This window comes from Aquipuribacter hungaricus (assembly GCF_037860755.1).
Lineage (GTDB): Bacteria > Actinomycetota > Actinomycetes > Actinomycetales > JBBAYJ01 > Aquipuribacter > Aquipuribacter hungaricus.
The window spans coordinates 1-17537 of sequence record NZ_JBBEOI010000052.1; the positions used below are offsets into that span (position 1 = coordinate 1).

18 protein-coding genes are annotated in these 17537 nt (G+C 75.7%); 10 read left to right on the top strand and 8 right to left on the bottom strand.

Annotated elements, in window-relative coordinates:
* The 3 genes from WCS02_RS08175 to WCS02_RS08185 all read right to left on the bottom strand — a co-directional run.
* A partial coding sequence (locus WCS02_RS08175; protein ID WP_340291856.1) for a hypothetical protein occupies nt 1–201 on the bottom strand: 201 nt, incomplete at its 3' end.
* Between the two features lie 46 nt (nt 202–247).
* The gene (locus WCS02_RS08180) at nt 248–1552 is read right to left on the bottom strand and encodes a GNAT family N-acetyltransferase (protein WP_340291858.1); all 1305 of its coding nucleotides are present in this window, start codon (nt 1550–1552) and stop codon (nt 248–250) included.
* Nucleotides 1549–2166, bottom strand: coding sequence for a nucleoside/nucleotide kinase family protein (locus WCS02_RS08185; RefSeq protein ID WP_340291861.1), 618 nt, complete (start codon nt 2164–2166; stop codon nt 1549–1551). The genes WCS02_RS08180 and WCS02_RS08185 overlap by 4 nt, the downstream gene beginning before the upstream one ends.
* Before the next feature lie 68 nt (nt 2167–2234).
* On the opposite strand from WCS02_RS08185, the gene WCS02_RS08190 reads away from it, so the two are divergent.
* On the top strand, nt 2235–2621 hold the full coding sequence (locus tag WCS02_RS08190; protein ID WP_340291863.1) for a hypothetical protein: 387 nt from the start codon (nt 2235–2237) through the stop codon (nt 2619–2621).
* 22 nt (nt 2622–2643) lie between these two features.
* Here WCS02_RS08190 and WCS02_RS08195 read toward each other — a convergent pair whose 3' ends face one another.
* The gene (locus WCS02_RS08195) at nt 2644–3036 is read right to left on the bottom strand and encodes a PPOX class F420-dependent oxidoreductase (RefSeq protein ID WP_340291865.1); all 393 of its coding nucleotides are present in this window, start codon (nt 3034–3036) and stop codon (nt 2644–2646) included.
* Nucleotides 3037–3065: 29 nt separating this feature from the next.
* Between WCS02_RS08195 and WCS02_RS08200 the strand changes: the two genes are divergently transcribed.
* The 4 genes from WCS02_RS08200 to argG all read left to right on the top strand — a co-directional run bounded on the left by WCS02_RS08200 (nt 3066) and on the right by argG (nt 6486).
* A complete protein-coding gene (locus WCS02_RS08200; protein WP_340291867.1) occupies nt 3066–3515 on the top strand; it encodes a hypothetical protein in 450 nt (149 codons plus the stop codon).
* 86 nt (nt 3516–3601) lie between these two features.
* Nucleotides 3602–4018, top strand: a complete 417-nt coding sequence (locus WCS02_RS08205; protein ID WP_340291869.1) for a VOC family protein — start codon at nt 3602–3604, stop codon at nt 4016–4018.
* A 12-nt stretch (nt 4019–4030) separates the two neighbouring features.
* Nucleotides 4031–5002, top strand: coding sequence for a helix-turn-helix transcriptional regulator (locus WCS02_RS08210; RefSeq protein ID WP_340291871.1), 972 nt, complete (start codon nt 4031–4033; stop codon nt 5000–5002).
* A 38-nt stretch (nt 5003–5040) separates the two neighbouring features.
* A complete protein-coding gene (gene argG, locus WCS02_RS08215; protein ID WP_340291872.1) occupies nt 5041–6486 on the top strand; it encodes an argininosuccinate synthase in 1446 nt (481 codons plus the stop codon).
* 36 nt (nt 6487–6522) lie between these two features.
* On the opposite strand, the gene WCS02_RS08220 is transcribed toward argG, so the two are convergent.
* Nucleotides 6523–7926: an asparagine synthetase B family protein gene (locus WCS02_RS08220; RefSeq protein WP_340291873.1), complete on the bottom strand. Its 1404-nt coding sequence runs from the start codon at nt 7924–7926 to the stop codon at nt 6523–6525.
* Between the two features lie 340 nt (nt 7927–8266).
* On the opposite strand from WCS02_RS08220, the gene WCS02_RS08225 reads away from it, so the two are divergent.
* Nucleotides 8267–9715, top strand: a complete 1449-nt coding sequence (locus tag WCS02_RS08225; protein ID WP_340291874.1) for a DUF4214 domain-containing protein — start codon at nt 8267–8269, stop codon at nt 9713–9715.
* A 66-nt stretch (nt 9716–9781) separates the two neighbouring features.
* Here the strand turns inward: WCS02_RS08225 and WCS02_RS08230 are convergent, their stop codons facing one another.
* Nucleotides 9782–10702 (bottom strand): SDR family oxidoreductase, encoded by a 921-nt coding sequence (locus tag WCS02_RS08230; protein ID WP_340291876.1) that lies wholly within the window; start codon nt 10700–10702, stop codon nt 9782–9784.
* An 80-nt stretch (nt 10703–10782) separates the two neighbouring features.
* Here WCS02_RS08230 and WCS02_RS08235 point away from each other — a divergent pair, with 80 nt between their 5' ends.
* Genes WCS02_RS08235 through WCS02_RS08245 form a run of 3 tightly spaced genes read left to right on the top strand, consistent with a single transcriptional unit; the run spans nt 10783 to nt 12878 of the window.
* Entirely contained in the window at nt 10783–11577 is a 795-nt protein-coding gene (locus WCS02_RS08235; protein WP_340291878.1) for a TetR/AcrR family transcriptional regulator, read from the top strand.
* A 33-nt stretch (nt 11578–11610) separates the two neighbouring features.
* Nucleotides 11611–12156, top strand: coding sequence for a MarR family winged helix-turn-helix transcriptional regulator (locus WCS02_RS08240; protein WP_340291880.1), 546 nt, complete (start codon nt 11611–11613; stop codon nt 12154–12156).
* Nucleotides 12153–12878 (top strand): dienelactone hydrolase family protein, encoded by a 726-nt coding sequence (locus WCS02_RS08245; RefSeq protein WP_340291882.1) that lies wholly within the window; start codon nt 12153–12155, stop codon nt 12876–12878. The genes WCS02_RS08240 and WCS02_RS08245 overlap by 4 nt, the downstream gene beginning before the upstream one ends.
* A gap of 39 nt (nt 12879–12917) precedes the next feature.
* Here the strand turns inward: WCS02_RS08245 and WCS02_RS08250 are convergent, their stop codons facing one another.
* Together WCS02_RS08250 and WCS02_RS08255 are read right to left on the bottom strand one after the other, a co-directional pair.
* Complete coding sequence (locus WCS02_RS08250) at nt 12918–13628, bottom strand: SDR family oxidoreductase (protein ID WP_340291884.1); 711 nt, start codon at nt 13626–13628, stop codon at nt 12918–12920.
* A gap of 24 nt (nt 13629–13652) precedes the next feature.
* Entirely contained in the window at nt 13653–16037 is a 2385-nt protein-coding gene (locus WCS02_RS08255; protein WP_340291886.1) for an ATP-binding cassette domain-containing protein, read from the bottom strand.
* A 133-nt stretch (nt 16038–16170) separates the two neighbouring features.
* On the opposite strand from WCS02_RS08255, the gene WCS02_RS08260 reads away from it, so the two are divergent.
* The coding region (locus WCS02_RS08260) for a dihydroxyacetone kinase subunit DhaK (RefSeq protein ID WP_340291888.1) at nt 16171–17537 on the top strand (1367 nt) is incomplete at its 3' end.

Consider the following 17537-nt stretch of genomic DNA (forward strand, 5'->3'; position numbering starts at 1 on the left):
TCGGGCTGCGGGCGTGGTCGGCGCCGGGGCCGCCGGCGGCGAGGGCTGGCCGCCGGCGGGCGGGACCACTCCGAGCCGGCGCAGCACGACGACCACCGCGAGCAGGAGCGCGACGAGCAGCCCGAGGGCCGCGACGGGACCGGGGGGACCGGTGCGCCGTCGTCCGGAGGGGTCGGTGCGGTCGTCCCGCTGTGCGCGCATGGGCGCAGCCTGGCAGCCCGGGGCCCCGCCGGGCACGCCCGTGCCGCTAGAAGCCCTGGACCGCCGAGAGCGCGACGGGGGCGACCCGGGCGAGGTCGTGCAGCCGCCGGACGGCACCGGGGGAGTGCTCGTCGAGCCGGCCCGCGGCGAGCAGGGGAGCCAGGTCCCAGACCCCCGTGAGGACGGCCGGCAGCGTGTGGACAGGCAGGGTGACGTCGGCGGCGGCGTCGGTCGGGGTGACCTCCGCGCGGCCCTGCTCGTCGACGTCGAGGGACCACCGTCCCTGCGCGGGGCCGCCCGGGTCGACGACCTCCAGGACCACGCGCCCCGCGCGGGACCACGAGCGGGAGCGGAGGGCGGCCGGGACGTCGAGGACGCGCCACCAGTGCCCGTCGGCCTCGGCGCTGACCCGCACGGCGCGGGTGTCGACCGGCAGGTGGCCGAGCAGCTCTCCGGCGCCGCGGTGCTCCGCCTTGAGGGTCGTCACCAGGTCGAGCCCGAGGGCGTAGCGCCACAGCGCGGCGACCACGGCGGGCGTCGCGCCGGTGAGGTCGTCGACGGTCGCGGTGTAGCGGGGCGCGCCGTCCTGCCACGACGACTCGGTCCGCAGCCGGACCCAGCCGTCGACGGTGCCGTCCGGGCCGACGTGGACCGCGCGGAACCGGGGACCGTCGGGCCCCTTGGACGGCGGCACGCGCTCGAGCTGGCGCAGCCAGGCGATCGGGCTGCGGCCGACCGCGCCGGGCATCGTCCTGCGGGCGGCCTCGAACAGCGCAGGACCGACCTCGGCGATCTCGTCGTCGTCGGAGGGCCGGACCCGCCCCGGGTCCGCGGGCGCCCCGGCGTGCCAGCGCTGCGCCGCCCGGGTGTCGACCGCGAGGTCGTGGACGGTGGTGGCCAGGCCGTAGCCGAAGCGGCCGTAGATGGCGGCCTCGCTCGCGAACAGGCTGGCGACCGCGACCCCGCGCGACGCGGCGTCGTCCAGGCAGTCGCGCATCATCCGGGTGAGCAGGCCCCGGCGGCGGTGGCTGGGGGACACGCTCACGCTGCTGACGAGCTCGGTGGAGACCGTCCGGCTCCCGTCGTCGTCCCCGCCGGCGGTCGGCATGCCGGTGAGGGCGGGACCGGGGACGGCGCTGTCGCCCGCCCACGAGCGGAAGGTCGCCACCCAGCGGCCGTCCTCCTTGACCCCGGTGAGCCGCTGGTCCCGGTAGGCGGGCAGCGCCGCCTCGGTCTCCTCGGCAGAGGTGGCCGGCATGGCGAACACGGTGACGAACAGCGTCCGCCAGGCCACCACGTCGGCGGTGTCGTCGAGGTCGGGGGAGCTGATGGGCAGGACGTCGCCGGTCACGCGTCGAGGCTAGGGCCCCCCGCGGACAGCACGGCGCCCGGCGCGGTGGCCAGCACCAGGTCCGCCGCGGCCGCCGGGCGCTCGGCCCGGACGTAGGCCTCCTCCTGGGCCGCCCATCGCTCCCAGTGCGGCCGGTAGGAGTCGCCGTCGCGGGCCATGGCGCGGCCGTGGCGCACCGCCGCGGGGGCCTCGAGCCAGACGAGCAGGTCGGCGGCCCGGCGGCCGGCCCGGCTGCCGCTGCCCACGCCCTCGACGAGCACGACGTCGGCCTGGCGCACCGTGACGTCCGGGCCGGGCCGGTCGCGCACCCAGCTCCACGCCGGGTAGGCGGGCTCGCGCCCCTCGCGCAGGGCCGGGAGCAGCTCCTCCCCGACCAGCCGGACGGCCGCCGCGAGGCCGTCCCAGCCGGGGTAGACGGAGTCCAGGTGGAGCACGGTCACCGTCGCGCCGCCGTCCCGCAGCCGCCGGACGAGCCGCCGCGCCAGGGTCGTCTTGCCGGACCCGCTGCGACCGTCCAGGCAGACGAGCACCGGGCGGCGCACCGCCAGCAGCGCGACCACGCGGTCGTGGACGGCCGGCACGAGGTCGACGTCGTCGCCGGGCGCCTGGTCCATGCCCGGAGGGTAGGAGGTCGCGGCGGGCGGGTCCGGCGCGACCGGCCCGGGGTGACATCCTGTGCGGCGTGGTGGACGCGGTCGTGGCGGTGCTCGCCGGGGCCGCCAGCGTGCTCATGGTCTGGGGCCTGGTGGCCGCCCGACGGGGCCGTCCCCCGGGACCGGCGATGCTGCTCACCGGCGCGGCCGTGGAGGCCCTGCTGCTCGTGCAGGCGCTGGTCGCCGTCGTCGGGATGGTCGCGGGCCCGGGTCCGGCCGGGTCGACCGTGCTGTTCGTCTCCTACCTGGCCACGGTGGTGCTCGTCCTGCCCGCCGCGCTCGGCTGGGCCCTGGTCGAGCGCGACCGGTGGTCCAGCGCCGTGGTGGCGGTCGGCGCCTTCACCGTGGCGGCCATGGTCGTCCGGCTGTGGGACGTCTGGGAGGGCGGCGTGCAGGTCGGTGGCCCCGGTGCGTAGGACGCACCGCCTCCGGGCGGGCTCAGGTGTCCCGGACGACGATGCCCACGCGCGTCACGCGGGAGCGGCGCAGGCCCGTCACCAGCTCGGTGACGCGCAGCTTCCAGCCGTACTTGCGGCGCAGGGCGGCGTCGACGCGGGGCATGTGCTCGGCGCCGACCACGACGGCGACGCCCTCGACGGGGGCGCTGCGCGGGTGGCCGCGGACGTCGCAGGCGGCCAGCGTCACCCGGGGCTGGGCGCGGACGCGGCGCACCTTCCACGTCCAGTCGGTGGTGGTGAGCACCAGGGCGTCCCCGTCCAGGGCGGCCCACACCGGCGTCGGCTTGGGCGTGCCGTCGCCGGTGTAGGTGGTGAGCAGGACGTACTCGGAGCCGGCCAGGTCGGCGACCGAGGTGGGAGCGGCGTCCGTCATGCCGCGAGCGTAGGCGCGGGGAGGGTCTGATGGCCGGGGACGGCGGGTCGCGGGGCAGCGCGGGGCAGGACGGGGCAGGGCGGCCGACCCGGTCGACCCGGGCCGGCGCCGGCAAGGTGCTCGTCGCGCTGTACGCCACCTTCGCCGTGGCGGCGACGAGCCGGGCCGGGTACCAGCTGCTCGCCAAGGGGGACGAGGCCCCGCTGGCGTACGGCCTGTCGGCGCTCGCGGCCGTGGTCTACGTGCTGGCCACCGTCGGCCTCGCCGTCGACCGGCCGTGGGCACGCCGGCTGGCGTGGCTGGCCGTCGGCACCGAGGCCGCCGGCGTCCTCCTGGTCGGGACCTACAGCCTGCTGCGACCGCAGGACTTCCCCGACCCCACCGTGTGGTCGGACTACGGCCTCGGCTACCTCCTGGTCCCGCTCGTGCTGCCCTTCGTCGGGCTGTGGTGGCTGCGGCGCACCCGCGGCACCGCGTGAGCCCCGGGACCTGAGCCCGCGGAGCGGACACCCGGTGGCCGCTCCTGCTGGTGCCCTGGGGACCCACCCCGACGAGAGGCACCGCCATGACCGACCGCTCCGGCTCGCAGATCGACCACCTCAACCTCGCCGTACCCGACCTCGCCGACGCCGTCGCCTTCTACGAGCCCGTCCTGGGCTCGGTCGGCATCACGACGATGCTCCGGATCCCCGCCAACCCCGCCATGCCCGCGATGACGGGCTTCGGCTGGGCGGGCGTCAAGCCGTTCTTCTGGCTCGTCGACGACGGCACCGTCGGGACGAACATGCACCTGGCCTTCACGGTGGGCTCCCGCGAGGAGGTGCGCACCTTCCACCGGGCGGCGCTCGCCGCCGGCGCGGTCGAGCGGTCGGCCCCGGCGGTGTGGCCGGAGTACCACGACGACTACTACGGCGGCTTCGTCACCGACCCGCTCGGGATCAACCTCGAGGCCGTCTGCCACGCGCCCGTCGGTGACGGCTGAGACGCTCCGGACATGACCAGCACGTCGGCCCGGACGCTGCGCCTGCTCTCGCTGCTGCGCCAGCAGGGCAGGTGGACCGGGCCGGGGCTGGCCGCCGAGCTCGGCGTCAGCGTGCGGACGGTCCGCCGGGACGTCGGCACCCTGCGCGACCTGGGCTACGCGGTCGAGGTCAGCAGGGGAGCGGGCGGCCACTACGCCCTCGGCAGCGGCGGCGGGACGCTGCCGCCCCTGCTGCTGGACGACGAGCAGGCCACCGCGGTCGCCGTCGCCCTCCAGCTCGCCCCGCGGACCGTGGACGGGCTGCAGGAGGCGGCCGGCCGGGCGCTGGCCACGGTGCTGGAGGTCATGCCCAGCCGCTCGCGCCACCTGGTGGGCGACATGCAGGTCGCCTCGGTGTGGAACCCGTGGGAGCTCGCCGCCCCGAGCGTGCCCCACGCCGTCCTGCTCGCGGTGTCCTCGGCGCTGCGGGACCGGCGCACCCTGCGCTACGACTACGAGGGGACAGAACCCGGCCCGGCCCGGCTCGTCGAGCCCCACCACCTCGTGGTCTGGGCGGGCCGCTGGTACCTGCTGGGCCACGACCCGGGGGCCGGCACCTGGCGGACGGTGCGCCTGGACCGGGTGCGGCCGCGGACCCCGGACGGCCCCCGGTTCGCCGCGCGCCCGCTGCCGGAGGGCACGGACGCCGCGCACGTCGTCATGTCGCACCTGGACCGCGGCGACACCGCGGACCACTGGCCGTGCCGGGGGACGGCCACCGTCGCCCACCCGGCCGAGACCATCACCCGCTTCGTCCCCGGCGGCGCGGTGGTCGTCCCGCTGGGCGCCGCGAGCAGCCGGCTCACCATGGGCGCCTGGTCGTGGGTCGGCCTGGCGGGCCTGTTCGCCACCTTCGACGCCCCGCTGGCCGACGTGGAGCCCGCCGAGCTCCGCGAGGCGTGCGGTGTCGTCGCCGCACGGCTGGCCCCGGCGGGGGAGCGGTGACTTTTGCATGACCATTCAGGGTCATGCATACTCCTGCCATGTCCAAGGTGCTGAGCTCCCTGCCTGTCGGTGAACGTGTCGGGATCGCCTTCTCGGGCGGGCTGGACACCTCGGTGGCGGTGGCCTGGATGCGCGACAAGGGCGCCGTCCCCTGCACCTACACCGCCGACCTCGGCCAGTACGACGAGCCGGACATCGCCTCGGTCCCGGGCCGGGCCACGGCCTACGGCGCCGAGGTCACCCGCCTGGTCGACTGCCGCGAGGCGCTGGTGGAGGAGGGCCTGGCCGCGCTGACCTGCGGCGCGTTCCACATCCGCTCCGGCGGGCGCACGTACTTCAACACGACGCCGCTGGGGCGCGCGGTCACCGGGACGCTGCTGGTGCGGGCGATGCTCGAGGACGACGTCCAGATCTGGGGCGACGGGTCGACCTTCAAGGGCAACGACATCGAGCGGTTCTACCGCTACGGCCTGCTGGCCAACCCGTCGCTGCGGATCTACAAGCCGTGGCTGGACGCCGCCTTCGTCGCCGAGCTCGGCGGGCGCAAGGAGATGTCGGAGTGGCTGGTCGCCCACGACCTGCCCTACCGCGACAGCACGGAGAAGGCGTACTCGACCGACGCCAACATCTGGGGCGCCACCCACGAGGCCAAGTCCCTGGAGCACCTGGACACCGGCGTCGAGGTGGTCGACCCGATCATGGGCGTCCGGCACTGGGACGCCTCGGTCGAGATCGCCCCCGAGGACGTGACCATCGGCTTCGAGCAGGGCCGCCCGGTGAGCATCGACGGGCAGACCTTCGCCTCCCCGGTCGACCTGGTCCTGGCGGCCAACGCCGTCGGCGGCCGCCACGGGCTCGGCATGTCCGACCAGATCGAGAACCGCATCATCGAGGCCAAGAGCCGCGGCATCTACGAGGCGCCGGGCATGGCGCTGCTGCACGCGGCCTACGAGCGGCTGGTCGCGGCGATCCACAACGAGGACACCGTCGCCAGCTACCACAACGAGGGCCGGCGGCTCGGGCGCCTGCTGTACGAGGGTCGCTGGCTGGACCCGCAGGGGCTCATGCTCCGCGAGTCGCTGCAGCGCTGGGTCGGTGCGGCCGTCACCGGCGAGGTGACATTGCGGCTGCGCCGGGGCGAGGACTACTCCATCCTCGACACGGCCGGACCGGCCTTCAGCTACCACCCCGACAAGCTCTCGATGGAGCGGACCGGCGACTCCGCCTTCGGCCCCGTCGACCGGATCGGCCAGCTGACGATGCGCAACCTCGACATCGCCGACTCCCGCGCCAAGCTCGAGCAGTACGCGAGCCTCGGCGTGCTGGGCGGGGGGAGCGCGGTGGCGGCCAGCGCGGGCCAGGCGACGACGAAGCTCATCGGCACCATGGCCGAGGGCGGCGCCGAGGCGATCGCCTCCCGGGGGAAGTCCTCCGGGGACGACGAGCTGCTGGACCGGGCGGCCATGGAGTTCGGCACGGACTGAGGTCGCACGGGTCCGGTCCCGCAGCCGGAGGACGGCTCACCGCGGGGCGGTCCCGGGCCCCCGTCCGCCCGCCAGCTGCCGGAGCGCCCGGGTCGCGCGGCCGGCACGGACGCGCACCGTGCGGACGTGGCGCCGGACGCCGGTGGGCGGCGGGTTGACGGGGAACCGCTCCAGCTCCGGGGCCAGGTCGTGGACGACGTCGCGCTGGACGGTGCCCGCGGTGCGCTCCTCGTGCGTGGGCGCCAGGAGCGCCGCCTTGGCGCGCGCGGAGTTGGCGGGGACCACCGAGACGCCGGGCAGGAGCTCCAGCCCGTGCTCGAGGGAGGCGAGCCACCCGCCGAGGCGGTGGTCGTCGTAGAAGCCGTCGACGAGGTCGAGCCCGTCGCGCCGGTGCCGCCTGGTCGCGACCCACTCGTCGAGGGCCGCGACGCTCGGCGCGTGCGGCGGGGCGCTGCCCTCGAAGCGCCGCCACAGCGCCGTGCCCGTCAGGTCGTCCGGGTCCAGGCCGCGGAACCTCGGGGCGAGGAAGCGTCGGCCGAACTCGAAGGCGTTGCCCCGCAGCAGGACCGTGCCGCGGTGGAAGAAGCGGTACTGGTCGCGGGGGAGGAGCAGCCTGTTGTCGGCGTCGTCGTAGGCGTGGAGGGTGTGCTCCCGCCAGGCACGGACCCGGTCCTCCTGGTGGGGTGACGGCTCGACGACGTGGTGGCGGACCCCGAGGTACCGGCTGATGTCCGCGGCGACGCGCACGTCGGCGGGGTTGCGCACGACCTGGGTGACCGTCTCGACGCGCATCCCGGCGGCCAGGACGGCCGCGAGGACGGTGCGGGAGTCCAGCCCGGCGGTGAGCGCGACACAGGTCGTGGCCGCCCCCTCGGACGCCGCGCGCACGGTCGCGGTGAGCTCGTCGGCCAGGACCGAGCGCGCCTGCTCGTCGGGCCCCAAAGACGCCATGGGCCCGCGCGAGTCCTCGACCGTCAGGTCGGGCAGGCGCAGCCGCTGTCCGGGCAGCAGCTTGCGGACCTGCGGCAGGGGAGACCCCGGCCCGGGGAACCAGTTCATGCCGCCCCACCACATCCGGCGGTCCGGCCCGGGGGCGCCCGGGGCGGGCAGGAGCCGGCCCAGCAGCGCGGGGCTCGAGCTCACGAGCGGACCGTCGGGCCCGGACGCGTGGTAGACGGACAGCAGCGCCGAGGCGTCCGTGCCGACCCACGGCCAGGACACCGTGGCGAACCGGCCGGCCAGCCCGGTGACGTCGGCCGTCGAGGCGCCGGGCAGGGCCGTCCCGAGGACCAGCCCGCCGTCCGGCCGGCGCGTCACCCGCAGGTCCTGCTGGTGGGACAGCACGAAGCCGTCCGGCAGCTCCAGGCACGTCCAGTCCTCGCCGAGGTCGACGCGCGACCTGGAGATGACGAACTGCCGCCGGTGCGGGACGAGCTCCATCGGTGTGCCTCCGTCGGCATGGCTGTGCCCGGCGACCGTCGGTGGCCGCCTGCGCGGCGCACACCGTCTCGCACGACGACCGACGGGCGCCGGGGAACGGCCGAGCTGGTGCAGGCCGACGACGAGGAGGCACCCGGGGGGCGGGCGCAGGTCGACCGCGGGTCACGAGGGGACGACAGAGGGCAGTCCAACGCTGTCGTGTGACATAACGTCGCTTATCGGCTCGGCGGAGGGCTTCCCAGCAGCCGTCCGGGTGGACGCCACGCCCGGGGCTCCGTGACGAGCACTGTCCCGACGATGGCACGGCGGGCAGCCAGCCCGTGTGCCTCGAGGAGCCGTCATGACCACGTTCCGCAGGACAGTGTCGATGCTGCTGGGGTCCGTGCTGCTGGGCGCGTCGCTGGCGGCGGTCGTGTCGGTGCCGGCGCGCGCCGACCTGACGCCGACGGAACGGATCACCCCGGCACAGGGGTGCCACGACCTGGTACCCGGCTGGAACGGCGTCAAGGTCGGCCTCGTCCAGCGCCGCCTGGGCATGCCCGCCTCCACCTGGGAGACGATGGACGCGGCGACCGTGGGCCGCGTGCGCTCCTTCCAGTCCACCCGGGCCCTGCGCCGCGACGGGGTCGTGGACCGGGCGACCTGGCAGGCGCTGGGGATACCCCACGACTTCTGCGTCGACGCTCACCAGGTGGCCCCTCAGCTGGGTCTCGGCGCGACCGCGGTCGAGAGGCGGGAGACCTTCGTCCGCGCCGCCGAGTCCTACCTGGGTGCCGAGTACGTCTGGGGCGGTGCTGGTCCGGAAGCCCTCGGGATCGACTGCTCGGGGCTGGTGCTGCAGGCCCTGTACGCCGCCGGGGTGGACCCCCAGCCGATATCGGTCGACCTGCACCCCCGGCCGGCCTACCGCACCTCGGTGGAGCTCTACCGGCTCCCGGGCATGTCCACGCACCCCCTGTCGCAGGTGCGGCGGGGCGACCTGGTCTTCTACACGAAGAACACCACCGGGGTGGTCAACCACGTGGCGGTCTACGTCGGTGGCGGCATGCTCGTGGAGGCCAAGGACGCCGACGTCCACCACGCGCCGCTGCAGCGGACGCTGCCGTCGCAGACCGTGGTCCAGACCGTCGTCCGTCCGTTCACGCCCGTGGGCACCGAGGCCGACCGCCGGTACGTCAGCAGCCTGTACCTGGACTACCTGGGCCGTCCCGCGGGAGCCCACGAACGGGACAGCCGGGCCCTGGAGCTGGTGGACGGCACCTGGTCGCGCCACGGCCTGTCGCGCGAGCTGGCCACGTCCGAGGAGTACCTCGGGAGCGTGGTCGACAGGGCCTACCGCGACGTGCTGTCGCGGCCGGCGGACCCTGCTGGGCGGGCGGGCTGGGTCCGTGAGCTCAGGGGCGGCCTGCCCGTGTCCACGATGTCCTCCGCGTTCTACGCCTCGCGGGAGCACTACCTGCGCAGCGGCGCCACCCCCACGGACGCCTCCCCCTGGGTGGTCGCCCTCTACCGGGAGATCCTGGGACGGCCCCCGGGCCAGGCGGAGGTCGACCACTGGCTGCGGGAGGAACGGCTGCGCGGGCGCCTGCACGTGGCCGCCGCGTTCCACGGCTCCCAGGAGTCCCTGCTCCGGCGGACCGACTCCCTCTACCGGCACCTCCTCGGACGCGGGGCCGACGCGCACGGCCTGTCGACGTGGCCCGGGGTCGTCTCCCGCGAGGGGGACCTCTCGCTCGCCGCCCACCTCACCGGCTCTCCCGAGTACTACGCCCGCGCCCAGGGGCGGTGACGCCCGGTCCGGTGACGGGACGTCGAGACCGGTACCCGACGTCGTGCGCGGCCCAGGGGCCGTCGGTCAGCGCACCCCCGAGGGTGCCGTCGTGGACGTCGTCCCGGCCGCCGCGCCGGAGCCCGTCCCGGACGCCAGGACCGCGTCGAGCGCCGAGGCGGGACGGCGGCCGAGCAGGTCGGCGAGCAGGGGCGACGTCCCGGCGAAGAAGCCGCCGGCGGCCGCCTCGTACATCCCCAGGGTGAAGCGGGCCATCCCCTCCGGGCGTCCTTCGCGCACCTGCGCGGCCAGCCACTCCTCGGGGTCGACGAGGACGTGCCCGACGCGGCTACCGGTCGCTCGGGTGAGGGAGGCGGCGACGTCGGCGAAGGTGGGCGCCTCCTCCGCGGTCAGCGTGAGGGGCCCGTCGAGGCCGGTCTCGCCGGCCACCAGCCGGGTGATGACGACGGCCGCGGCCTCGGCGGCGTCCTCGCGCGAGGTCCAGGACACCGGGCCGTCCGCGGGCACGGTGACCACCCCGGTGGTGCGCCAGTCCCCCGCCAGCCACGCCAGCGTGTGGGCGTAGAAGCCGTTGCGCAGCGAGGTCCACGTCAGACCGGACCGCTCCAGCACCTCCTCGGTGGCCGCGTGGTCGCGTCCAGGGCCGAACGGCGTGCCGGGCGCCGCCCCCTGGTGGCTGGTGTAGAGGACGTGACCCACGCCGGCCCTGACCGCGGCGTCCACGGCGGCGGTGTGCAGGGCGACGGCGTCGGCGTGAGGGTCGCTCGAGGACACCAGCAGCAGCTGGTCCGCCCCGGCGAAGGCCGGCTCCAGCGTGCTGGGGTCGGCGTAGTCGCCGTGGCGGACGGCCACCCCCCTGTCGGAGAAGCGCTGCGCGCGGGACGGGTCCCTGGCGACGACGACGAGGTCCTCGGCCGGGAAGCGGGTGAGCAGGTGGTCGGCGGTAGCGCCGTTGAGGGCCCCCGTGGCACCGGTGATGACGATCATCGCAGCCTCATTATCGTTGGTATCGCTCGTGCGTATCGATGGAAGCACAGTGGTACCACCCAGCCGCTATCGTTGGCAACATGACGGTCCAGGCAGGTCCGCGCGATCCGGGCGCAGCGCAGGGCGGCAGGGACGGGGTCCGGTACCGGCTCGTCGACGTGGCGGCGGACCTTCTGCGGCGGGAGGGGCCGGCCGCCGTCACCACCCGCGCGGTCGCCGCGGCGGCGGGCGTGCAGGCGCCGACCATCTACCGGGTCTTCGGCGACAAGGACGGGCTGCTCGACGCCGTCGCCGAGCGGGCCGCAGAGCAGTTCGTGGCGTCCAAGGCCGTCGCCGCGCAGGACGAGGCGGGGCGGGGCGCCGACCCGCTGGAGGACCTCCGCGCGGCGTTCGTCGCGCAGGTGGACTTCGGCGTCGCCAACCCCGAGGTGTTCCGGCTGCTCGGCGACCCGGCACGGGTGCTGCGGTCCGGGGCGGCCCAGGCGGGCCGGGCCGTGCTGCGGGCCCGGGTGCACCGCGTGGCGCTCGCGGGGATGCTCCGCGTGCCGGAGGAGCGCTGCGTCGACCTGGTGCAGTCCGCGGGCACCGGCGTCATCCAGACCCTGCTGGCCACCCCCGTCACCGACCGGGACCCGGGCCTGGCCGCCGCGATGTGGGACGCCCTCACCGCCGCCGTGCTCGTCGACCAGCCCGACCGGACCGGTGCCACCGGGCCGGCCGAGCGGGCGGTCGCCGCCACCGTCGTCACCTTCCGCGCCATGGCGCCGCAGCTGCCGGGCCTGACCGGTGCCGAGCGGGCGCTGCTCGTGGACTGGCTGCACCGCGCGGAGGCCGCCGCAGAGGACCGACGAGGCCCGGGGCGGCGCGGCTATTGACAGGCTGCCTGTCACTCAGCCATCGTCGTCAGCATGACCAGCACCGGACCGGGCGACGCCGCCTACCTGGTCCTCAGCCGCGTCCGTCCGCTGTACCAGGCCTCTGCCCGCGCCGTGGACCAGGCGCTGGCGGGCACGGACCTCACCGTGCCCCTGCGTGCGGTCGTCGAGCACCTGCTCGACCGGGGACCTAGGACGGTGCCGCAGGTCGCCCGGGAGTTCGGCGTCACCCGCCAGAGCGTGCAGGTGGTCGTCGACGGCGGCGCCGCACGCGGCCTCCTCCGGCTGGACGACAACCCGCTGCACCGGCGCTCCCGGCTCGTCGCGGTCACCGAGCTCGGCCGGCGGACCTTCGCCGACGTGCACGACCGCGAGCTGCAGGCCCTGGCCCGGGTGACGGACGGCCTCGACGCGGACGACCTGGCCCGGTGCGCCGAGGTCCTCGCGCTGCTCACCGAGCGCGTGCACCGCCTCGCCGACCCGGACCCTCCGCCGGACCCGGCGTCGGATCCCGACCCCGACCTCTCCCCCGACCTCTCCCCCGACCTCTCCCCCGACCACGACGAGGAGCCCTCATGACGACCGCCCCCGACCTCATCGTCCCCACCGAGCCGCTGGAGCCGTCGCCGCGGGAGGGGTACGACCTCTACCTGCCCGAGCAGGGCGGGCGTCGGCCCGTCGTCGTGCTCGTGCACGGCCTGTTCCAGGAGCCGCCGCCGGTGAGCCCGCGCCGCACCCCGTTCTTCCGCGCCTACGCCGCGCAGCTGGCCCGGCGGGGCACCGCGGCGGTGGTGCTCGACCACGAGCTCACCGGCGGCATGCGCTACCCGGAGGCGGCGACCACGCTGGGCCGGGTGCTCGAGGCGGTGCGCGCCGAGGACCGCGTCGACCCGGACGCGGTGGCCGTGTGGTTCTTCTCCGGCGGCGGGCCGCTGGCGTACCCGCTGCTCGCCGCGGGCCACGGCTGGCTGCGCTGCGTGGCGCTCACCTATCCCCTGCTGCCGACGGACGACATCCCCGGCTGGCCGACGCTGGCCGACGCCGTGCGCGGCCTGGGCGCCACCCCCCTGGTGCTCACCCTCGTCGAGCACGAGCTGCCCGGCTTCGGCGAGGGCCAGCAGGCCCTGCTGGACGCGGCGCCGCCCGGCATGACGACCGTCAGCGTGCCGTCGGCGCAGCACGGCTTCGACACGGGTCCGGGCAGCGACGATCACCGGGCCGCCGTCGTGCAGGCGCTCGACGCGGTCGCGGGCCACCTGCTGGCCCCCACCGGGGCGACGGCCGCGCCGGCGCAGGGCTGACCCCGGAGCGGGGCCGGCCCTGGTCGTACCGGAGCAGGGTCAGGGCCGGACGCCCCAGCCCCCGTCGACGTCCAGCGTCTGCCCGGTGACCCACGCCGCGTCCTCCGACAGCAGCCACGCCACCACCGGCGCGACGTCGTCCGGCCGGCCCCAGCGCCCGGCCGGCATCTGGCCCGCCACGGCGGCCTGCAGGGCCGCGTCGGCGTAGCCGGTGTCGACCGGCCCAGGGTTGACGCAGTTGACAGTCGCGCCCCGTGCGGCGGCGGTCGCGGCCAGCGAGGCCGTCACCCCCTGCAGCGCGGCTTTGGACGTGACGTACGCGATCTCGTCGGGCATCGGCCTCTGGTGGACGCCCGTGGTGAACAGCACCACCCGGCGGGCGCCCACGGCCAGGGCCTCGCGCGCGAGCAGGAGCGTGGCGCGCGCGTTGACGGCGAAGCAGGCGTCGAGCTCCTCCGCCGTGACGGCCATGACGTCCCCCGTGGCGGAGCGGGCGTGCACGGCCACGACGGCGTCGAGCCCGCCGAGCCCCCGGACCGCCGAGTCGACGAGCCGCGCGGGCGCAGCAGGGTCGGCGAGGTCGACCGCCTCCCAGGACGGCAGCCCCGCCGTGCCGGCCGGCGTCCCCCTCCCCCACGGCTGCTCCTCGTCGTGCGCGGGCCAGCCCGACGCGGCCACCTGCCAGCCGAGGCCGGCGAGGTGGCGCGCGACCGTGGCGGCGATGCCGACCTCGCGGCTGACGCCGGTCACCAGGACCCGCCCCGCCACCGCCGGTCAGGCCCCGACGTAGGCGGCCAGGTGCTGGCCGGTCAGCGTGGACCGCTGCGCCACCAGGTCGGCCGGCGTGCCCTCGAACACCACGCGGCCGCCGTCGTGCCCGGCGCCGGGCCCGAGGTCGATGATCCAGTCCGCGTGCGCCATGACGGCCTGGTGGTGCTCGATGACGACGACCGACTTGCCCGAGTCCACCAGGCGGTCGAGCAGGGCCAGCAGCTGCTGCACGTCGGCCAGGTGCAGCCCGCTGGTCGGCTCGTCGAGGACGAGCACGTCGCCCTTCTCCCCCATGTGCGTGGCCAGCTTGAGCCGCTGCCGCTCCCCGCCGGACAGGGTCGTCAGCGGCTGCCCGATGGTGAGGTACCCCAGCCCCACGTCGACGAGCCGGGCCAGGACGGTGTGCGCCGCGGGCGTGCGGGCCTCGCCGGAGCCGAAGAACTGCTCGGCCTCGGTGACGGGCATGGCGAGCACCTCGCTGATGTCGCGCCCGCCGAGGCGGTACTCCAGCACCGACGCGTCGAACCGGCGCCCCTCGCAGACCTCGCACGTGGTGGCGACGCCGGCCATCATCGCCAGGTCGGTGTAGATGACGCCCGCGCCGTTGCACGCCGGGCAGGCGCCCTCGGAGTTGGCGCTGAACAGGGCCGGCTTGACGCCGTTGGCCTTGGCGAAGGCCTTGCGCACGGGCTCGAGCAGCCCGGTGTACGTCGCGGGGTTGCTGCGCCGGGAGCCCTTGATGGCGCCCTGGTCGATCGACACGACGCCGTCGCGCCCGGCCACCGAGCCGTGGACGAGCGAGCTCTTGCCCGACCCGGCGACGCCGGTCACCACGCACAGCACCCCGAGCGGCACGTCGACGTCGACGTCATGCAGGTTGTGCGAGCGGGCCCCGCGCACCTGCAGCGCGCCGGTCGACGAGCGCATCGCCGGCTTGAGCGAGGCCCGGTCGTCCAGGTGCCGGCCGGTGAGCGTGCCGCTGGCCCGCAGCCCCTCCAGCGTCCCCTCGTACATCACCTGTCCCCCGGCCGACCCGGCCCCGGGGCCGAGGTCGACGACGTGGTCGGCGATGGCGATCGTCTCGGGCTTGTGCTCGACGACGAGCACGGTGTTGCCCTTGTCCCGCAGCTGCAGCAGCAGCTCGTTCATGCGCTGGATGTCGTGCGGGTGCAGGCCGACCGTCGGCTCGTCGAAGACGTACGTGACGTCGGTGAGGGACGAGCCGAGGTGCCGGATCATCTTCACGCGCTGGGACTCACCGCCGGACAGCGTCCCCGAGCGCCGGTCGAGGCTGAGGTAGCCGAGGCCGATCTCGACGAAGCTGTCGAGGGTGTCGCCGAGCGAGCCGAGCAGCGGTGCGACCGTCGGCTCGGACAGGCCCCGCACCCAGGCCGCCAGGTCGCTGATCTGCATCGCGCAGGCGTCGGCGATGCTGACGCCCTGCACCGTGACCGACCGGGCGGCCTCGTTGAGCCGGGTGCCCAGGCAGTCCGGGCAGTCGGTGAAGGTCACGGCGCGCTCGACGAAGGCGCGCACGTGCGGCTGCATCGCGCCGACGTCCTTGGACAAGATCGACTTCTGGATCTTGGGGACCAGGCCCTCGTACGTGAGGTTGATGCCCTCGACCTTGATCTTCCGCGGCTCGCCGTAGAGGAACTCCTGACGCTGCTCGGCGGTGAAGGCCCGGACCGGCACGTCGACCGGCACGACGGCACCGAAGATCCGCCCGAACCAGCCGTCGGCGGTGTACCCCGGCACGGTGATCGCCCCGTCGAGCAGGGTCTTGTCCTCGTCGAACAGCTGCGACAGGTCGATGTCGGTCACCTGGCCGATGCCCTCGCAGCGTGGGCACATCCCGCCGGTCACGGTGAAGCTGCGGCGCTCCTTGACCGTCTTGCCGCCCTTCTCCATCGTCACCGCGCCCGCGCCGCTGACGGAGGCCACGTTGAAGGAGAACGCCTGCGCCGAGCCGATCTGGGGCGTGCCGAGGCGGCTGAAGACGATGCGCAGCATGGCGTTGGCGTCGGTGACCGTGCCCACCGTCGAGCGGGGGTTGGCGCCGAGGCGCTCCTGGTCCACGACGATCGCCGTGGTGAGCCCGTCGAGCAGGTCGACGTCCGGGCGGTTGAGGGACGGCATGAAGCCCTGGACGAACGTGCTGTAGGTCTCGTTGATCATCCGCTGGGACTCCGCGGCGACCGTGCCGAACACCAGCGAGCTCTTGCCCGAGCCGGACACGCCCGTGAACACCGTGAGGCGCCGCTTGGGGATGTCGACGCTGACGTCCTTGAGGTTGTTCTCGCGCGCGCCGTGCACGCGGATGAGGTCGTGGCTGTCGGCCAGGGGCAGCGTCTCGCCCTGCGCACCGGTCCTCGTCGTCGTGGTCATGGGGCCTCCGTCTGTCGCGCGGGCGGTCGGGCGGACGCTACCGCCGGGGGCGGACAGCAGGTGGCCGCTCCGCCGGACCGGCCGGCACGGAGCGGGCCTGTGCACGCCCGCGGCCCCGGGGCAGACTGCGGCCATGACGCACCTGGTGAACGGCCTGGACGACGTGGTAACCGAGGCGCTGGACGCCCTGGTGCGGTCCTCCGGGGGCGCGCTCGGCCGCCTCGACGGCTACCCCGACATCAAGGTGGTGCTGCGCACCGACTGGCAGCGCGACCGGGTGGCGGTCGTCTCCGGCGGCGGCGCCGGGCACGAGCCCGCCCACGCCGGGTTCGTGGGCCGCGGCCTGCTCACGGCCGCCGTCTCCGGGGAGATCTTCGCCTCCCCCGGCGTCGACGCCGTGCTGGCGGCGATCCTGGCCGTGACCGGCGACGCCGGCTGCCTGGTGGTCGTCAAGAACTACACCGGGGACCGCCTCAACTTCGGCCTGGCCGTCGAGCGGGCCCGCGGCCGCGGCCTGGACGTCCGGATGGTCGTCGTGTCCGACGACGTGGCCCTCCCGGGCTCCACGCAGCCCCGCGGCCTGGCGGGCACGCTGCTCGTGCACAAGGTCGCCGGCGCCCTGGCCGAGCGCGGCGCCGGCCTGGACGAGGTCGCGGCCGCCGCGGAGAAGGTGGCGGCCGGCGTCCGCAGCCTGGGGGTGTCGCTGTCCGCGGTCGCCATCCCCGGGCGGGGCAGCGAGGACCGGGTCGCCGACGGCACCGTCGAGCTCGGCATGGGCATCCACGGAGAGCCCGGCGCCCGCACCGTCGAGCTGGACGGCAGCGCGGACCTGGTGCGCCAGATGTCCGCGACGCTCGCCGAGCAGCTGCCCGACGGCCCGGTCGCCCTGCTCGTCAACGACCTCGGCGGGCTGTCGGGGCTGGAGACGGCCGTCGTCCTGCACGACGTCCTGGACGGCCCCCTGGGCGCCCGGACCCGGCTGCTCGTCGGCCCGGCCGCCCTCATGACGTCCCTGTCGGCCCGGGGGATGTCGCTCACCGCGCTGCCGCTGGACGACCAGCTGGAGCAGGCGCTGCAGGACGAGGTGGCCGCCCACACGGCGTGGCCCGGTGCGCGGGTGCCCGGCGAGGTGGTGACCACCCCCCTGCCCGACCTGGGCACCGAGACCTGGGAGGCCTCCTCCTCGCCCCGCGTGCGGGAGGTCCTCGACGCGGTCTGCGCGGCGGTCGAGGGGCACCAGGACGCCCTGGACGCGCTCGACGCCCAGGTCGGCGACGGCGACACCGGCTCCACGTTCGCCGGCGGCGCGCGGCGCGTGCGGGCCGAGCTCGACGCGCTGCCGCTCGCCGACACCGCCGCCCTGCTGGGCGCGCTCTCGGCGCTGCTCACCGGGGCGATGGGCGGGTCGAGCGGCGTGCTCGGCTCGGTGTTCTTCGCCGCGGCGAGGACCTCGGCCGACGCCGGGGCGACGCTGGGGCAGGCGCTCGCCCACGGCACCGA

What these genes read in the sequence shown, in the direction of transcription:
- WCS02_RS08205 (WP_340291869.1), top strand. Translation starts at nt 3,602, where the DNA reads ATGACCGACCGCTCCGGCTCGCAGATCGACCACCTCAACCTCGCCGTA.
- WCS02_RS08210 (WP_340291871.1), top strand. Translation starts at nt 4,031, where the DNA reads ATGACCAGCACGTCGGCCCGGACGCTGCGCCTGCTCTCGCTGCTGCGC.
- WCS02_RS08240 (WP_340291880.1), top strand. Translation starts at nt 11,611, where the DNA reads ATGACCAGCACCGGACCGGGCGACGCCGCCTACCTGGTCCTCAGCCGC.
- WCS02_RS08245 (WP_340291882.1), top strand. Translation starts at nt 12,153, where the DNA reads ATGACGACCGCCCCCGACCTCATCGTCCCCACCGAGCCGCTGGAGCCG.
- WCS02_RS08220 (WP_340291873.1), bottom strand. Translation starts at nt 7,926, where the DNA reads ATGGAGCTCGTCCCGCACCGGCGGCAGTTCGTCATCTCCAGGTCGCGC.
- argG (WP_340291872.1), top strand. Translation starts at nt 5,041, where the DNA reads ATGTCCAAGGTGCTGAGCTCCCTGCCTGTCGGTGAACGTGTCGGGATC.
- WCS02_RS08235 (WP_340291878.1), top strand. Translation starts at nt 10,783, where the DNA reads ATGACGGTCCAGGCAGGTCCGCGCGATCCGGGCGCAGCGCAGGGCGGC.
- WCS02_RS08185 (WP_340291861.1), bottom strand. Translation starts at nt 2,166, where the DNA reads ATGGACCAGGCGCCCGGCGACGACGTCGACCTCGTGCCGGCCGTCCAC.
- WCS02_RS08230 (WP_340291876.1), bottom strand. Translation starts at nt 10,702, where the DNA reads ATGATCGTCATCACCGGTGCCACGGGGGCCCTCAACGGCGCTACCGCC.
- WCS02_RS08255 (WP_340291886.1), bottom strand. Translation starts at nt 16,037, where the DNA reads ATGACCACGACGACGAGGACCGGTGCGCAGGGCGAGACGCTGCCCCTG.
- WCS02_RS08200 (WP_340291867.1), top strand. Translation starts at nt 3,066, where the DNA reads ATGGCCGGGGACGGCGGGTCGCGGGGCAGCGCGGGGCAGGACGGGGCA.
- WCS02_RS08195 (WP_340291865.1), bottom strand. Translation starts at nt 3,036, where the DNA reads ATGACGGACGCCGCTCCCACCTCGGTCGCCGACCTGGCCGGCTCCGAG.
- WCS02_RS08225 (WP_340291874.1), top strand. Translation starts at nt 8,267, where the DNA reads ATGACCACGTTCCGCAGGACAGTGTCGATGCTGCTGGGGTCCGTGCTG.